Here is a 16,769-nt window from a genome sequence, read left to right on the forward strand (position 1 = left end):
AAACAGCTGATGGCGGCGGCACTGTTGCTGTCCCTGAGCGCAGTCGCCCAGGCTGAACGCCTGAAAGACATCGCCAGCATTTCCGGCGTGCGTTCTAACCAGTTGATCGGCTACGGCCTGGTGGTCGGGCTTAACGGTACGGGTGACCAGACCACCCAGACCCCGTTCACCCTGCAGACCTTCAACAACATGCTCTCGCAGTTCGGCATCAAGGTGCCGTCGGGCTCGGGCACCGTGCAACTGAAAAACGTCGCGGCTGTGTCCATCAGTGCCGACTTGCCGGCGTTCTCCAAGCCGGGTCAGGTGGTGGACATTACCGTGTCGTCCATCGGTAACTCGAAAAGCCTGCGCGGCGGTACCCTGTTGATGACGCCGCTCAAAGGTATTGACGGCAACGTCTACGCCATCGCCCAGGGCAACCTGGTGGTGGGCGGGTTTGACGCTGAAGGCCGCGACGGTTCGAAGATTACGGTGAACGTGCCATCGGCCGGGCGCATCCCTGGCGGCGCCACGGTTGAACGCACCGTGCCCAGCGGCTTCAACCAGGGCAACAGCCTGACCCTGAACCTCAACCGTTCCGACTTCACCACCGCCAAGCGTGTGGTCGACAAGATCAACGACATGCTCGGCCCTGGCGTCGCCCAGGCTATCGACGGTGGCTCGGTCCGGGTCACCGCGCCGCTGGACCCAAGCCAGCGCGTGGATTACCTGTCGATCCTGGAAAACCTCGAGGTCGACCCCGGCCAGGCGGTGGCCAAAGTCATTATCAACTCGCGCACCGGCACTATCGTGATCGGCCAGAACGTCAAAGTGTCGCCGGCCGCGGTGACCCACGGCAGCCTGACCGTGACCATTACCGAAGACCCGATCGTCAGCCAGCCTGGGCCGTTGTCCAATGGCCAGACCGCCGTGGTACCGCGCTCGCGGGTGAATGCCCAGCAAGAAGCCAAGCCAATGTTCAAGTTCGGCCCCGGCACCACCCTGGACGAGATTGTCCGCGCGGTGAACCAAGTGGGCGCGGCGCCCGGCGACTTGATGGCGATCCTCGAAGCATTGAAACAGGCCGGCGCCTTGCAAGCCGACCTGATTGTGATCTGAGGCCATGGCCATGGATATGCGCAACAGCGGGATCAGCAGCACGGCGGACTCGGGGTCTTATTCCGACCTGAACCGGCTTAACCAGCTCAAGGTCGGCGCCGACAAGAACAGCGACGGCAACATGCGCAAAGTGGCGCAGGAGTTCGAGTCGCTGTTCCTCAGCGAGATGCTCAAGTCGATGCGCTCGGCCACCGACGCCCTGGGCAAGGACAATCCGCTGAACACTCCGGCCGCCAAGCAGTACCAGGAAATGTACGACCAGCAGTTGGCTGTCTCGATGTCCCGCGAAGGCGGGGGTATCGGCCTGGCCGACGTGCTGATGCGTCAGATGCAGAAGAACAAGCCGGTGGACGCCCAGGCGGCCACCTTGCAGGGCCCGGCGGCGGCTGAGCCGGTGAAGAAAGTCGACGTACCGACGGAAATCGCCGCCGGCACCCAGGCGACCGGGCCGCTGGGCCGCTCCAATGGCCAGCGCCCGCTGTGGGCCTACCGCGTGGCAGTCCCCGAAGGCGCCAGCGCTCACACCAACGACGTGGCTCTGATGAACCAGCGCCGTCTCGCCTTGCCGAGCAAACTGACCGATCGACTGCTCGCCGGCATCGTGCCGAGCGCGCCGGTCGCGATCGATGCCAATCGCGCGCCACTGCGTAACAGCGTCGCCGATGACAACGTGATCAACAGCAGCGCACGCAGTTTTGCCGTGCCCAGCGGCCGCATGCAGGTCTACGGCCGCGCCGTGGCCCAGCCGCCGTTGGCCCCGGCGAAGAAAGCCTTCAGTTCCCAGGACGAATTTGTCGCCACCATGTTGCCGATGGCCAAGGCCGCCGCGGCGCGTATCGGTGTCGATCCGAAGTACCTGGTGGCCCAGGCCGCCCTGGAAACCGGTTGGGGCAAGTCGGTGATGCGCGCCGACGACGGCAGCAGCAGCCACAACCTGTTCGGTATCAAGGCCGGCCAGAGCTGGCAGGGCGGCCAGGCCCGCGCGATCACCAGCGAGTTTCGCGATGGCGCGATGGTCAAGGAAACGGCGCAGTTCCGTTCCTACGATTCCTACCAGGACAGCTTCCATGACCTGGTGACGTTGTTGCAAAGCAATGATCGCTATAAAGAAGTTGTGAAGTCAGCCGACAACCCGGAACAGTTTGTGCGCGAGTTGCAAAAAGCCGGGTATGCCACCGATCCGGACTACGCCAGCAAGATTTCGCAGATCGCAAAAACGATGAACAGTTACCAGAACTACGCTGTCGCGGGCGCGACCACTCATTTATAAGGTCTGAACCATGAGTTTGCTCAATATCGGGATGTCGGGGCTCAACGCCGCTCAAGGATCGTTGTCGGTCTTAAGTAACAACATCGCCAACGCCAATACCGCAGGCTACTCGCGTCAGCAGACCACTCAGAACGCCAGCGCTTCGAACCAGTACGGCGGTGTGTTCATCGGCAGTGGCACGACGTTGGCGGATGTGCGGCGCGTGTACAACGAGTACCTGGACACGGCTTACCAGAACAGTACTGCGCTGAATAATGACGCCAAGGCTTATCAGGACCAGATCGGTGCCGTGGATAAGGTTCTGTCGGACAAAAGCACTGGCCTGTCGTCGGTGCTCAGCTCCTTTTTTGCGACCCTGCAGACGGCATCGTCCAACCCCAACGATCTTTCCGCCCGGCAACTGTTGGTCAGCAATGCACAGACCTTGAGCAATCGCTTCAACTCCATCTCTACCCAGCTGACTCAGCAGAAAGAAACCATCAACAGCCAGTTGAGCACCATGAGTGATCAGGTCAATCAACTGACTTCATCGATTGCCGCGCTCAACAAGCAGATCTTCCAGGTTCAGGGCGCGTCGGGTAATGCGCCGGCCAACCTGCTGGACTCCCGTAACGAGGCGGTTCGCTCGCTGAATGAGTTGATTGGAGTAACGGTCACCGAGAAGAACGGCCAGTTCAGCGTGACCACTGGCAGCGGCCAGTCGCTGGTCGAGGGGGGGGTTACCAACACTGTTTCGGCAGTGCCGAGTAGCACTGATAATAGTCAGTACACCATCCAACTGAATGTGAGCGGCACCGCCATGGACCTGGGGTCAGTGGTCAGCGGCGGAAGCATCGGTGGCCTGCTGCGGTATCGCAATGATGCCTTGATGCCGGCGATCAATGACCTGGGGCGTATCGCCATCGCGACTGCGGACACCTTTAACAATCAGCTTGGTCAAGGCCTGGATTTGAACGGTGACTTTGGTGTGTCCTTGTTCAAGGATGTCAACAGCGCAGTCGCCATCGCTTCGCGCAGCCAGGGTACTGCGGGGAATAGTGCGGGTTCAGGTAACCTGAATGTATCGATCAGCGACAGCAGCAAGCTCTCGACTTTCGATTACAAGGTCACCTTCAGCGACAGTGCCGACCTCAACAAGGTGACGGTGCTGCGCTCGGATGGCAAGGCCATGGGGGTCGTTGATCTCAGCGCCACGCCGCCGACACAGATCGATGGTTTCACCCTGTCGCTGGACGGCAAAGGTCCGATGGCGTTGGGCGACAGTTTCAAGGTCAGTCCGACCGCCACTGGCGCAAGCGGTATCGGCGTGGCGCTCACCGACGCGAACAAGCTGGCCTTTGCCGCTCCGCTGGCGGGCACCAGCAGCAGCACCAACAGTGGCACGGGGACGTTTACCCAGCCCGTCTTGACCGCGCCCCTGGATATTCATGGCGGCGCCGACACCGCACAGTTGCGTGCAGGTATCGAGAACTCGATGCCGGTGAAAATGGTCTTCGGCAAGGCGGCCGCCGATGGCACTCAGCCTTATACCCTGAATGACGCGCAGGGCAATTCGATTGGCACCGGCATCATCATTCCGGGGCAGGGCAACAAGATCACCGTGGATGTGCCGATGCGTGACGCCGCCGGTGCTGCGATCCCGGGCAAGAGCTTCAAGTTCGACACGACGGTCAACGGTTCTCCGGCTGAGGGTGATAGCACCACCTTTGCCTTCAACAGTGGTGGTAAGTCCGACGGCCGTAACGCCCAGGCCCTGCTCGACCTGCAGACCAAGGCCAGTGTCGGTATGGGTGACGGAAACACGGGCGTGAGTCTGGTCGCGGCGAACAGTCGCCTCGTGTCGCAGGTCGGTTCCAAAGCGAGCCAGGCTGGCGTCGACACAACGGCCACCGGCGCGTTGCTCAGTGCCAACAAGGAAGCGCGCAACTCGGTGTCCGGGGTTAACCTGGATGATGAGGCCGGCGACATGATCAGGTTTCAGCAGTACTACACCGCGTCGTCGCAGATCATCAAGGTTGCGCAAGAGACCTTTACCACACTGATTAATGCCATTTAAAGGAGGCTGGGACGATGCGTATTTCTACACAGCAATATTTTGAGACCAGCTCCGCCAAGTACCAGGATAACTATTCCAGTGTGGTCAAGGCGCAGGACCAGGCAAGCTCCGGCGTGCGCGTGCAAACGGCAGCGGATGATCCGGTAGCGGCCGCGCGGTTGTTGATGCTGCAGCAGCAGAAAGACATGCTGGGGCAGTTCAATGGCAATATCGATACGTTGAAAAATTCGCTGAACACTGAAGACAGCGTACTGGAAAATATTAACACTGCCTTGCAAAAGGCCAGTGAGTTGGCGCTGAAGGCCGGTAATGTCGGGATCAGTGATGCCGACCGCAAATCGATTGCCGCCGAGGTTGGTTCGATTGAAGACCAGGTGCTGGGCCTGCTCAATACCAAGGATGCCAACGGTAACTACCTGTTTTCCGGGAGCAAGACCGATACGCAGCCTTACTTGCGTAACAATGACGGCACTTACAGTTACCAGGGTGATGACACGCCCTTGAGCCTGAAAGTGGCGGAAAACCTGTCGATATCGATGGGGGATACCGCGAAAACCATGCTCGAAAGCTCGGCGAACACCGGTCGTACCCAGTCGACGCGCGTGCTTGTGCCGCCTGCGGTCGATGACAACAAGGTGACGGTGTCGGCGGGTCTGGTTGCTTCCGGGGCCACCTACAACAGCAGCTTTGCCGATGGCCAGCCATATAAGCTGACGTTCACCAGCAGCACCCAGTACACCGTGAGCGACAGCGCCGGTAACGACATCACCTCTGAGATTCCGGGCAACGGTACTTTTGACTCGACCAAGGAAGGTGCTTCGACCATCAACTTGCGCGGGGTCAAGTTCGACATCGGCTTGGACCTGGGCAAAGGCGTGGCGCCGGGTGCGCCCTCGGATGCACTGGTCAAGGATCGCGAGTTCAGCCTGTCGGTCAAACCGGACACCTTCAGTGTTTCGCGTACCCCAAGCAATCCGACCACGGCGCAATTGAGCGGCGGCCAGGTGACCAACCAGACGGCTTACGCCAGCACCTTTCCCAACTCCGGTGCGGTCGTCAAGTTTGGTGCGGCAGGTGCCTACGATGTCTATGCACAACCGTACACGGCGGACAGCAAGTCCATCGCCAACGGCACCTTGGCCGTTGGCGATACCTCGATTACGGCCGCAGGCGTGACGTTTGACGTGACCACCACGCCGGCGCCGGCTGATGGCGACCAGTTTACGATCGGAGCCACCAGCAACAAGAACGAAAACGTGCTCGACACCCTCAGCCATTTGCGCAGAACCCTTGAAGCACCGTCGGACGGTAATCCGGCTGCGCAGAAGGAACTCAAGGATGTGGTCGCCCGCTCCATCGGCAACCTGGCCAATGCCTACGGCCAGGTTGACCAAGTGCGTGGTTCCATTGGCGCACGTCTGAACGGCCTGGATATCCAGACTCAGGAGAACACCAGTCTGAGCCTGGCGAATGCTACGACCATGAACGCGTTGGGTAACGTTGACTTCGCTGATGCCGCGATCAATCTGAGTTTGCAGCAAACCATGTTGCAGGCATCGCAACTGGCGTTCGTGAAAATTTCCCAGTTGAGCCTGTTCAATAAGATGTAATCAGCTGGCGGTCACGCAGCGGCTCACCCTGGAAACAGGCTGGGCCGTTGTCATTTTTGGCTCGCAATTTTTTGAAGGTTTTGCACAAACCGCACAAAATTGAGTGACCTGTGAGTCATAAAGCGCATCTTCACTGTATCGTATGAAAAGGATAAGTCGTCACAGGGTCCTTGCTGGGCGGCTTTCAGCGAAATTGTCATGGGGTTATCCCCTTTATTGTCAGCACTCCAGGCGTCGTCCGAGGGGTGTTCTCCAGCTATTTAGTATTGGGAAGCCACAATGATTGGCATAAAAAGCATCGCCAGTTACGTGCCGGCCGACGGGATCGATAATTACGCCCAGGGTGCCAAATTCGCCAAGGATGAAGAGTTCATCATTGGCAAGATCGGGTCGGCATTCCTGCCGCGCAAGGAAGCTGGGCAGGAGACCTCCGACCTGTGTGTCGAAGCGGTCAATGCATTGTTTGCCAACAACCCGCAGTTGAAGCGTGAGTCCATCGACGCGCTGATCGTCGTCACCCAGAACGGCGACGAAGAGGGCTTGCCCCACACCGCCGCCATCGTCCAGGACAAGCTCGGCCTGCCGACTCACGTCGCCGCCTTTGACCTTTCCCTGGGTTGCTCCGGCTACGTCTATGGCATCTACGCGATGAAGGGCTTCATGGAGGCCACCGGCCTGAAGAACGGCCTGCTGATCACCGCCGATCCGTATTCGAAGATCGTCGACCCGGAAGACCGCAACACCACCATGCTGTTCGGCGATGCCGCCACTGCGACCTGGATGGGTGAAGATGCCTCGTGGTTGCTCGGCAAGGCCAAGTTCGGCACCGACGGCTCCGGCGCACCGCACTTGAAAGTCAGCGACGGCGTGTTCTTCATGAATGGCCGCCAGGTGTTCAACTTCGCCTTGCTCAAAGTGCCGGCGCACTTGCATGCGCTGCTCGATGAGTCGGACCTCAAGGCCGACGACATCGATGCCTTCTGCATTCACCAGGGCAGTGCGGCGATCGTCGACGCCGTGGCGCGGCGTTTCGAAGATGCGCCAGTGGACAAGTTCATCAAGGACATGGTCGAGACCGGCAACACCGTGTCGTCGAGCATTCCGTTGCTGCTGGAAAAGCACGCGCTGGACTCCACCTGGAAACGCGTGGCAATCAGCGGATTTGGGGTGGGCCTGTCCTGGGGCTCGGCGATTCTCTATCGTCCGTGACACCTGAATAGGTTGCACGCGCTTCAAGCATGAAGACGCCGATGATCGAACGATCATCGGCGTTTTTTATTTGGCGCCAGAAAAACCAATGAAATCAGGCCTTTTTGCCGGACTAAGCCCTTGAATTACAAGGAGTGGCACGGTGCTAGTAAAAAAAATCAAAAAACTCCTCAAGCAACCGGCTACCACGACGATAACTATTACGTAGGTTCTCTAGGCCACACCCGGCGGTTGCCAGGGCCGGAAGCCGAAGCATCCAATCAACGAGGATTTTGTCATGGCATTATCAGTAAACACCAACATCACTTCCCTGGGTGTCCAGAAGAACCTGAACAAAGCTTCCGACGCTCTGAGCCAGTCGATGAACCGTCTGTCCTCCGGCCTGAAAATCAACAGCGCCAAAGACGACGCTGCCGGCATGCAGATCGCCAACCGTCTGAACAACCAGGTCAAAGGCCTGAACGTTGCGATCGCCAACGCCAACAACGGTGTTTCCATCGCCCAGACTGCTGAAGGCGCGATGCAAGAATCCACCAACACCCTGCAGCGTCTGCGTGAACTCGCTCTGCAAGCGGCGAACGGTGATAAAAGCGACGCTGACCGTGTTTCCCTGCAGCAAGAATTTACCGCTAAAGTGGGCGAGCTGAACCGTATCGCCAGTACCACTACCTTCGGTGGTCGTAACCTGCTGGACGGCTCGTTCAGCAACGTAGCGTTCCAGATCGGCGCCAACGCCAACGAGACGATCTCGTTCGGTATGACCGACATCAGCTCGACTGCGCTGAAGGGTAACTACAAAGAAGCGGCTGTAGACGGTGCTGCAATGAAGGGTCTGGCTGCTACCGCTACCGGTTCCGTATTGGGCAATAGCGCACAGCTGACGGGTACTGGTGCTGCAGCCGCTACCGTTGCTACCGACGCATTCACCATCAACGGTGTCGATATCAACCTTGGTGTGACAGCTGGCGGCGTCGCTACTGCTACCGCTGCACTGACCGCGATCAACAATCAAACCGCAACTACCGGCGTGACTGCTACTGCTGATGCTACCGGTATCGTAACTCTGTCCTCGAAAAACGCCATTGTCCTGGGTGCCTCGGCAGTCGTCGGCGCAACAGACGGTTTGGCCAAGCTTAAGCTGGGCGCACCGGCAACCGTTCCTTCCAACGACAACCTCAAGTCAGACGGTGCTATCTCGGTCAATGGCAATGCCGTGACTTGGACTGCGAATGACACCATGGCCAGCGTTCTGACCAAGCTGACTACCGCTGCTGGCGGCGCGGCTAACGGTGCTTCCGCTACTTTCACTGATGGCCGTGTCAAGCTGACCTCGGGCAACGGTGATGACATCAAGCTGTCCAACACTTCGTCTGGTTCGCTGTCGCAGCTGGGTCTGTCGGCTGGTACCACTCAAGCCAAACTGACCGCTGATACCTCGATCGATGTGAACGGCGTTGAAGTCAAGTTCAAGAAGGGAGACACCTCTGACGCGATCGTTTCTTCGATCAACAGCGCCAGCACCGGTGTTCAGGCCAGCAAAAACGCCGACGGCACCTTGAACCTGTTCGCTGACAAAGACATCACCATCAAGGACGGCAGCGCCGGTACTGGCCTTGCGGCACTGGGTCTGACCACTGTTGCTGGTAATGGCACCAAAACCGCCGTCACCATGGAAACCAGCGTTTCCGACCTGAGCGTTCTGACTGCCGCTTCTTCGCAGCAGGCCATCCAGGCTCTGGACGACGCCATGCAGCAGATCGACAGCCAGCGTTCGCAGCTGGGTGCCGTACAAAACCGCTTCGCCAGCACCGTGGCCAACCTGCAGAGCATTTCGCAGAACTCCTCCGCTGCCAAAGGCCGCGTAGAAGACGCTGACTTCGCTTCTGAAGCTGCTGAACTGACCAAGCAACAAACCCTGCAACAGGCTTCCACTGCGATCCTGTCCCAGGCCAACCAACTGCCATCGTCTGTTCTGAAGCTGCTTCAGTAATAGCGCCAGCGGTTAAATAACGGGAGGGTGCGTTTAACGACGTGCCCTTCCGTTTTTTCAGTTTTGAGGTGATGACATGGACATGAGCATCAAGCTGAACACGTCTTACCCGGTTGGCAGCACCCAGGCCAGCAGCGCATCTGCACCTCAGGCCAAGCCTGCGGCCGTTAGTGAGCCGGCCAAGGCCGAGGAGCCGCAACGCGTGGCGTTGGAAAAAGCGGTAACTGATATGCGTGAGTTTGTGCAGGCTACGCAGCGCAACCTGGATTTTTCCATCGATGACAGCACTGGCAAGGTGGTGGTCAAGGTGATTGCCACCGACAGTGGCGAAGTGATTCGACAAATTCCATCGGAGACCGCGCTGAAGCTGGCGCAGAACCTGAGCGATGCCAGCAGCCTGTTGTTTGATAGCAAGGCTTGAGTTGGCACGAAACATGTTTCTGAATGCGGTCAGAGCGCACAAGCGCCAAAAAATCAGCCGCTGCAGGACAAGGAGAATGGCAAATGGCTAGTTCAACGATTTCCGGCCCAGGTTCGGGCTACGACACGCAGGCTATCGTCAAGGCGTTGGTGGGGGCTGAACAAGCACCCAAACAGCAGCAGATCACCAGCGAGCAAAAAAAAGCTACCGTCCAGTTGTCGGCGGTTGGTTCGGTCAAGACGGCGCTGGAAGCCTACCAGTCGGCGATCACCAAGTTGAACAATGCCTCCGCGTTCAACGGGCTTGCGGCGTCTTCTTCGGAAGAGAAGAACGCCAAGGTCACCCTGGGTGACGGCGCATCCAGCGGCAAGTACGTGTTGAGAGTCTCTAACCTGGCGACCGCTTCGAAAGTCACCACGGCAGTGAATACGGACGGCGCGACGGGCAAGGCCAACAGCACCGACGAAGACCAGACGCTGACGATCAACCAGTCGGATAAAAGCTACGACGTGGTGATTCCTGGCGGTGCGACCCTGCAACAGGTGCGCGAATCGATCAATACGCAGCTCTCGTCCAAAGGGATCAGTGCCAACGTACTGAGTGACTCCAACGGCGCGCGCCTGGTGCTGACCTCGTCCACTATGGGCGTAGGCACCGACATCACCCTCAGTGGTGATTCGGAGCTGGTCACCGGGTATGACAAGGGCACGGCGCCGACCAACGCCAAGTACTTCATCGATGACGTTCAGATGTCATCCGCCAGCAACAAGATTACGTCGGCAATCAGCGGCGTGACCTTGGATCTGTTGGACACTGTTGACACTAGCAAACCGACGACCATCACCGTGGCGAGCAACACCGACACGTTGAAAACCTCGGTGCAATCCTTCGTCACCGCCTACAACGCGCTGATGACTGCCGTTAATACCCAGACCAAAGTCACCGCCACCGGTGATGCGTCCACCACCACTGCCGGTGCGTTGACGGGTGATTCGTCGATGCGTCAATTGGTGAACAGTCTGCGCTCCGAGCTGACCAGCGGCTCCGGTGCGGGCACCATGACCAGTCTGGCGCAGATGGGCATCACCACCGACCAGAAAACCGGGCTGCTGAGCCTGGACGACACAGCGTGGAACAAAGCGGTGGTCAAGGGTGCAGGCGATATCGCCAAGCTGTTCACCGGCGACACTGGCTTGATCACGCGCATGAACAAGGCGACCAACAGCTACGTGGGCACCACGGGCACCCTGGCGACCCGTGCCACCGATCTCAACAACAAGTTGACTGACTTGACCAAAGAGACGGATGACCTGACGCGGCGTATGGATGCCTTGCAGAAATCCCTGACGGCCAAGTACACCGCGATGGACACCATGATCGCGCAGATCAACTCCAGCAGCTCCAGCATCATGACCACGCTCAACTCGCTGAACAATCCGAAGTCGAGCTGATAAGCGGGGCGTTTCGGCGCCCCGCTAAAGGTTCGCCGGTGGTCTGGCGCTTGACGTCTGGATTAAAGAATTTCGCAGCGCAGTCGAATAACTGGTTAAGCAAACCTATTTAGATTGTCGCCAGTAACGAGGTAGCAACATGAACCCGATGAGAGCCCTTCGCCAGTACCAAAAGGTCAGTTCCCATGCTCAGGTCTCCGAAGCCAGCCCGCACCGTCTGGTGCAGATGTTGATGGAAGGCGGTCTGGACCGCATGGCACAGGCCAAGGGCGCATTGAGCCGAGGTGATATCGCCCAGAAGGGCCTGATGCTGGGCAAAGCGATCGAAATCATCTCAGGGCTGCGCGACGGACTTGAGCCGGAAAAGGCTGAAGATCCGGCTGTCGTGCAGCGGTTGGACGCACTGTATGATTACATGAGTAACCGTTTGGTGGAGGCCAATCGTGTGAATGATGTCGAGATGATCGACGAAGTCGCTCGCCTGCTGATTACGGTAAAGACCGGCTGGGATGCCATCGCTCCACAATAAGGCCTGAGGCCTTGAGGTAAATATCATGAGCCACGCACTGCAACGCATCGATGAAACCCGCGAAGCTCTGATCGGCGCACTGGCTGAACGCAATTGGGAGGCGGTTGGCGAGTTGGATCTGGGTTGCCGCGCGGTGATTAATGAGGTATTGAGCGACGCGCCGGTGGACGAGGATGCGCTGCGGGAGAAGCTGGAGAGCCTGCTGGCGGTGTATCAGCAATTGCTTGAAGTAACGATGGGCGAGCGCCAGGCAATTTTCGAAGAGATGTCGCAGATCAACCAAGCGAAAAATGCGTCAAAGGTTTACCATCTGTTCGGTTGAACGGGCGCAGTTAATCCGAACGGCGCGTCATATATTTGACTGTGCCAGCATTTTTGACTTAACTAGTGCTGTTTTCAGATTTCAGACGTCTAGTAAGGTAAGAAGTCTTACAGGCATCTAGATAGCCCGCACTCTGGGCAGAGCGTTTTACTAGGGAAGTTGCTATTGCATGTGGCGTGAAACCAAAATTCTGCTGATTGATGACGATAGCGTCCGCCGCCGCGATTTAGCGGTGATTTTAAATTTTCTTGGCGAAGAAAATCTGCCCTGCGGTAGCCATGATTGGCAGCAGGCGGTCAGCTCGTTGTCCTCGAGCCGTGAAATCATTTGTGTGCTGATCGGGACGGTAAACGCTCCTGGCGCAGTTCTGGGCTTGTTAAAGACACTGTCAACCTGGGATGAGTTCCTTCCGGTGTTGCTGATGGGCGATATTTCTTCGCTCGACCTGCCGGAAGACCAGCGCCGCCGGGTGTTGTCCGCCCTGGAAATGCCGCCCAGCTACAGCAAATTGCTCGACTCCCTGCACCGCGCCCAGGTCTATCGCGAGATGTACGACCAGGCCCGTGAGCGCGGTCGTCACCGCGAACCCAACCTGTTCCGCAGCCTCGTCGGCACCAGCCGGGCGATCCAGCACGTGCGCCAGATGATGCAGCAAGTGGCCGATACCGACGCCAGCGTGCTGATCCTCGGCGAGTCGGGCACCGGCAAGGAAGTGGTCGCGCGCAACCTGCACTATCACTCCAAGCGCCGCGACGGGCCCTTTGTACCGGTCAATTGCGGGGCGATCCCGGCAGAGCTGCTCGAAAGCGAACTGTTCGGCCACGAGAAGGGCGCCTTTACCGGGGCGATCACCAGCCGTGCCGGGCGTTTCGAGCTGGCCAACGGCGGCACCCTGTTCCTCGACGAAATCGGCGACATGCCGCTGCCGATGCAGGTCAAGCTGTTGCGCGTGTTGCAGGAGCGCACCTTCGAACGCGTGGGCAGCAACAAGACCCAGAGCGTCGACGTGCGGATCATTGCGGCCACCCACAAGAACCTCGAAAGCATGATCGAGGTCGGCAGCTTCCGCGAAGACCTCTATTACCGCCTCAACGTGTTCCCGATCGAGATGGCCCCGCTGCGTGAGCGCGTGGAAGACATCCCGCTGCTGATGAACGAACTGATCTCGCGCATGGAGCACGAAAAGCGCGGTTCGATCCGCTTCAATTCGGCAGCGATCATGTCCCTGTGCCGTCACGGCTGGCCGGGCAACGTCCGCGAGCTGGCCAACCTGGTGGAGCGCATGGCGATCATGCATCCCTACGGTGTGATCGGCGTGGTCGAGCTGCCGAAGAAATTCCGCTACGTCGACGAAGAAGACGAGCATCTGGTGGACAGCCTGCGCAGCGACATGGAAGAGCGGATCGCCTTCAACGGCCATACCCCGGACTTCGGTGCCAACGCGATGCTGCCGCCGGAAGGCCTGGACCTCAAAGACTACCTCGGCAACCTCGAGCAAGGGTTGATCCAGCAAGCCCTGGACGATGCCAACGGCATCGTCGCCCGTGCGGCCGAGCGCCTGCGTATCCGTCGAACCACCCTGGTGGAAAAGATGCGCAAGTACGGGATGAGCCGCCGAGACGGTGATGAACAGGCAGATGATTGACGCCTGTTTTTCAACTAACTGAAAACTAAGCGCATTTTTTTAGGCACGGGTATTGCTACAGCCCTCGCAACGTTCCGTTTAACTGACGGTCAGCCAAGCGAGAGAGCATGATGCCCCACGCCGCCCAACTACCTTCGGCCCCTGAACTCCAGGGGCCTGTCCCGTCCGCCGAACAGCTCAGCCGGCATGGCCTTGAGCAGGCGTTCTCGCTGTTCAGTCAGATGTCCAGCCAGTTGACCGACTCCTACAGCCTGCTGGAAGCGCGGGTCTCCGAGCTCAAGGGCGAGTTGGCGGTGGTCAGTGCCCAGCGCATGGAAGAGCTGGCCGAGAAAGAGCGCCTGGCCAACCGTCTGCAGAACCTGCTCGATCTGTTGCCTGGTGGTGTGATCGTCATCGACGACCAGGGCCGTGTGCGCGAAGCCAACCCGGCCGCCTGCGACCTGCTCGGGCTGCCGTTGGAGGGCGAACTGTGGCGCCATGTGATCAGCCGCTGCTTCGCGCCGCGTGAAGATGACGGCCATGAAATCTCCCTCAAGGATGGGCGCCGCTTGTCCATCGCCACTCGCTCCCTGGACGCGGAGCCCGGTCAACTGGTGCTGCTCAACGACCTGACTGAAACCCGTCACCTGCAAGACCAACTGGCGCGCCATGAGCGCTTGTCGTCGCTGGGTAGGATGGTCGCTTCTTTGGCGCATCAGATCCGCACGCCGTTGTCGGCAGCGTTGATCTACGCCAGTCATTTGACTGATGAGCAATTGCCCGCCGACACCCACCAGCGTTTTGCCGGACGCCTCAAGGAGCGCTTGCATGAGTTGGAGCACCAGGTGCGCGACATGCTGGTGTTTGCCCGCGGCGAATTGCCGCTGACCGACCGCATCACGCCGTCCGGCCTGATGCAGGCGTTGCAAGCGGCGGCCGCCACCCATGTGCAGGACGCCAATGTGCGCTGGCAGTGCGACAGTCACCAAGGCGAATTGCTGTGCAACCGCGACACCCTGGTGGGCGCGCTGCTCAACCTGATCGAAAACGCGACCCAGGCCAGCGGCCCCGGTGCGCGGCTCAAGGTACATGTGTACGCCCGTGCGCAAACCCTGCGCCTGTGCATCAGCGACAGCGGCAGCGGTATCGAGCCGCAGGTGCTGCAGCGCCTGGGCGAACCGTTTTTCACCACCAAGACCAACGGTACGGGCCTCGGCCTGACGGTGGTCAAGGCCGTGGCGCGCGCCCATCAGGGAGAATTGCAACTGCGTTCCCGCTTGGGGCGTGGCACTTGTGCATTGATGACCTTGCCGCTGTTTTCATGCGCGGCAAGCGCGGAGTAAAAGGCTATGGCTATCAAGGTTCTGTTGGTGGAAGACGATCGTGCCCTGCGTGAGGCATTGGCTGACACGCTGCTGCTGGCGGGCCATGACTATCGGGCGGTCGGTTCTGCCGAGGACGCCTTGGCGGCGGTGGAGCAAGAGGCCTTCAGCCTGGTGGTCAGCGACGTGAACATGCCTGGCATGGACGGCCATCAGTTGCTCGCGCTGCTGCGCGCACGCCAGCCGCAGTTGCCGGTGCTGCTGATGACCGCCCATGGCGCCGTCGAGCGCGCAGTGGATGCCATGCGCCAGGGCGCGGCGGATTACCTGGTCAAACCGTTCGAGCCCAAGGCGTTGATCGAGCTGGTGGCGCGGCATGCCCTGGGGGTGATTCCAGCCGGCGAGGCAGACGGCCCGATTGCTTTTGAGCCGGCCAGCGCACAATTGCTGGAGCTCGCGGCCCGCGTGGCGCGCAGTGATTCCACCGTGTTGATTTCCGGCGAGTCGGGCACCGGCAAGGAAGTGCTGGCGCGCTATATCCACCAGCAATCGGGGCGCGCCCAGCAGCCCTTTATCGCGATCAATTGCGCGGCGATCCCCGACAACATGCTCGAAGCCACGCTGTTCGGCCACGAAAAGGGCTCCTTCACCGGCGCCATCGCGGCCCAGGCGGGCAAGTTCGAGCAGGCCGACGGCGGTACCATCCTGCTCGACGAAATTTCGGAAATGCCCCTGGGTCTGCAAGCCAAACTGCTGCGGGTGCTGCAGGAGCGTGAAGTGGAGCGAGTCGGTGCGCGCAAGCCGATCCAGCTGGATATCCGCGTGGTCGCCACCACCAACCGCGACCTGGCGGGTGAAGTGGCGGCGGGGCGCTTTCGTGAAGACTTGTTCTACCGCCTCTCGGTATTCCCCCTGGCCTGGCGCCCGCTGCGCGAACGTCCGGCGGACATCATTCCGCTGGCCGAGCGCCTGCTGAACAACCACGTCAAAAAAATGAAGCACGCCCAGGCGCGGCTGTCGGCCGAAGCCCAGGCGTGCCTGATCGGCTACCCCTGGCCCGGCAACGTGCGGGAACTGGACAATGCCATTCAGCGCGCGTTGATTCTGCAGCAGGGCGGCTTGATCCAGCCCCAGGACTTCTGCCTGGCCATGGGCAGCGGCGCCGCGCCGTTACCGAGCCTGGCGCCCGCGCCGCTGGTCGCCGAAGCCGAATCCGCCGGGGCCCTGGGCGACGATCTGCGCCGCCGCGAATTCCAGATGATCATCGACACCCTGCGCGCCGAACGCGGCCGTCGTAAAGAAGCGGCCGAGCGCCTGGGCATCAGCCCACGCACCCTGCGCTACAAGTTGGCGCAGATGCGGGATGCGGGGATGGACGTGGAAGCTTATCTGTTTGCTATCTGAGCGGTAACAAGGCCGACAAGTTTTGTCGCCTTTTCTTACAGGTTGATACAGAGCTGGCACCCTTGTTGCTACCACCCCTAGTAACCGCTGCGTAGTGTCAAAAAATTGCGGGTCGTCGGAGAGAGAAGGTCATGAGCCAGGGTATTGAGTTCAATCGGTTGATGTTGGATATGCGCTCCATGCAAATGGACGCCATGGCTCAACCGAAATCCGTCGCACAAGCGCCGGAATTGGGCCAAAGCAGTTTCGCCGACATGCTCGGCCAGGCCATCAACAAAGTCAGTGACACCCAGCAAGCCTCCAACCAGTTGGCGACCGCGTTCGAAATCGGCAAGAGCGGCGTGGACCTGACCGACGTGATGGTCGCTTCGCAGAAAGCCAGTGTGTCCTTTCAAGCCTTGACCCAGGTGCGCAACAAACTGGTCCAGGCTTATCAAGACATCATGCAGATGCCGGTTTAAGG

The 16,769-nt window shown here is 59.6% G+C and carries 14 protein-coding genes; all 14 read left to right on the top strand.

All coding sequences use genetic code 11. The features are described from left to right. Positions 1-9: 9 nt before the first annotated feature. The 14 genes from C5F70_RS03005 to fliE all read left to right on the top strand — a co-directional run bounded on the left by C5F70_RS03005 (position 10) and on the right by fliE (position 16,767). Entirely contained in the window at positions 10-1,098 is a 1,089-nt protein-coding gene (locus C5F70_RS03005) for a flagellar basal body P-ring protein FlgI (protein WP_162231513.1), read from the top strand. A 4-nt stretch (positions 1,099-1,102) separates the two neighbouring features. Continuing rightward, positions 1,103-2,368, top strand: coding sequence for a flagellar assembly peptidoglycan hydrolase FlgJ (gene flgJ / locus C5F70_RS03010; RefSeq protein ID WP_046488279.1), 1,266 nt, complete (start codon positions 1,103-1,105; stop codon positions 2,366-2,368). A gap of 10 nt (positions 2,369-2,378) precedes the next feature. Beyond that, entirely contained in the window at positions 2,379-4,424 is a 2,046-nt protein-coding gene (flgK, locus tag C5F70_RS03015; protein ID WP_017845366.1) for a flagellar hook-associated protein FlgK, read from the top strand. Positions 4,425-4,438: 14 nt separating this feature from the next. Continuing rightward, positions 4,439-6,034, top strand: coding sequence for a flagellar hook-associated protein 3 (locus C5F70_RS03020; RefSeq protein WP_104902704.1), 1,596 nt, complete (start codon positions 4,439-4,441; stop codon positions 6,032-6,034). Positions 6,035-6,313: 279 nt separating this feature from the next. Beyond that, on the top strand, positions 6,314-7,243 hold the full coding sequence (locus C5F70_RS03025) for a ketoacyl-ACP synthase III (RefSeq protein ID WP_017845368.1): 930 nt from the start codon (positions 6,314-6,316) through the stop codon (positions 7,241-7,243). 277 nt (positions 7,244-7,520) lie between these two features. Continuing rightward, positions 7,521-9,233: a flagellin gene (locus C5F70_RS03030; protein ID WP_104902705.1), complete on the top strand. Its 1,713-nt coding sequence runs from the start codon at positions 7,521-7,523 to the stop codon at positions 9,231-9,233. 76 nt (positions 9,234-9,309) lie between these two features. Continuing rightward, positions 9,310-9,654 (top strand): flagellar protein FlaG, encoded by a 345-nt coding sequence (locus C5F70_RS03035; protein WP_104902706.1) that lies wholly within the window; start codon positions 9,310-9,312, stop codon positions 9,652-9,654. Between the two features lie 83 nt (positions 9,655-9,737). After that, a complete protein-coding gene (fliD, locus tag C5F70_RS03040) occupies positions 9,738-11,105 on the top strand; it encodes a flagellar filament capping protein FliD (protein WP_104902707.1) in 1,368 nt (455 codons plus the stop codon). A 139-nt stretch (positions 11,106-11,244) separates the two neighbouring features. Then, entirely contained in the window at positions 11,245-11,634 is a 390-nt protein-coding gene (gene fliS, locus C5F70_RS03045) for a flagellar export chaperone FliS (protein ID WP_017845372.1), read from the top strand. Between the two features lie 25 nt (positions 11,635-11,659). Then, entirely contained in the window at positions 11,660-11,956 is a 297-nt protein-coding gene (gene fliT / locus C5F70_RS03050) for a flagellar protein FliT (RefSeq protein WP_017845373.1), read from the top strand. A gap of 169 nt (positions 11,957-12,125) precedes the next feature. After that, entirely contained in the window at positions 12,126-13,601 is a 1,476-nt protein-coding gene (locus tag C5F70_RS03055; RefSeq protein WP_017845374.1) for a sigma-54 dependent transcriptional regulator, read from the top strand. 110 nt (positions 13,602-13,711) lie between these two features. Further along, on the top strand, positions 13,712-14,923 hold the full coding sequence (locus tag C5F70_RS03060) for a PAS domain-containing sensor histidine kinase (RefSeq protein WP_032804228.1): 1,212 nt from the start codon (positions 13,712-13,714) through the stop codon (positions 14,921-14,923). A gap of 6 nt (positions 14,924-14,929) precedes the next feature. Continuing rightward, positions 14,930-16,306, top strand: coding sequence for a sigma-54 dependent transcriptional regulator (locus tag C5F70_RS03065; protein WP_046488262.1), 1,377 nt, complete (start codon positions 14,930-14,932; stop codon positions 16,304-16,306). Between the two features lie 131 nt (positions 16,307-16,437). Next, positions 16,438-16,767 carry a flagellar hook-basal body complex protein FliE gene (gene fliE / locus C5F70_RS03070; RefSeq protein ID WP_046382518.1) on the top strand — a complete coding sequence of 110 codons (330 nt, stop codon included), beginning with the start codon at positions 16,438-16,440 and terminating at the stop codon, positions 16,765-16,767. Positions 16,768-16,769 lie beyond the last annotated feature (2 nt).

This window comes from Pseudomonas sp. LH1G9 (assembly GCF_002949975.1).
Taxonomy (GTDB): Bacteria; Pseudomonadota; Gammaproteobacteria; order Pseudomonadales; family Pseudomonadaceae; genus Aquipseudomonas; species Aquipseudomonas veronii.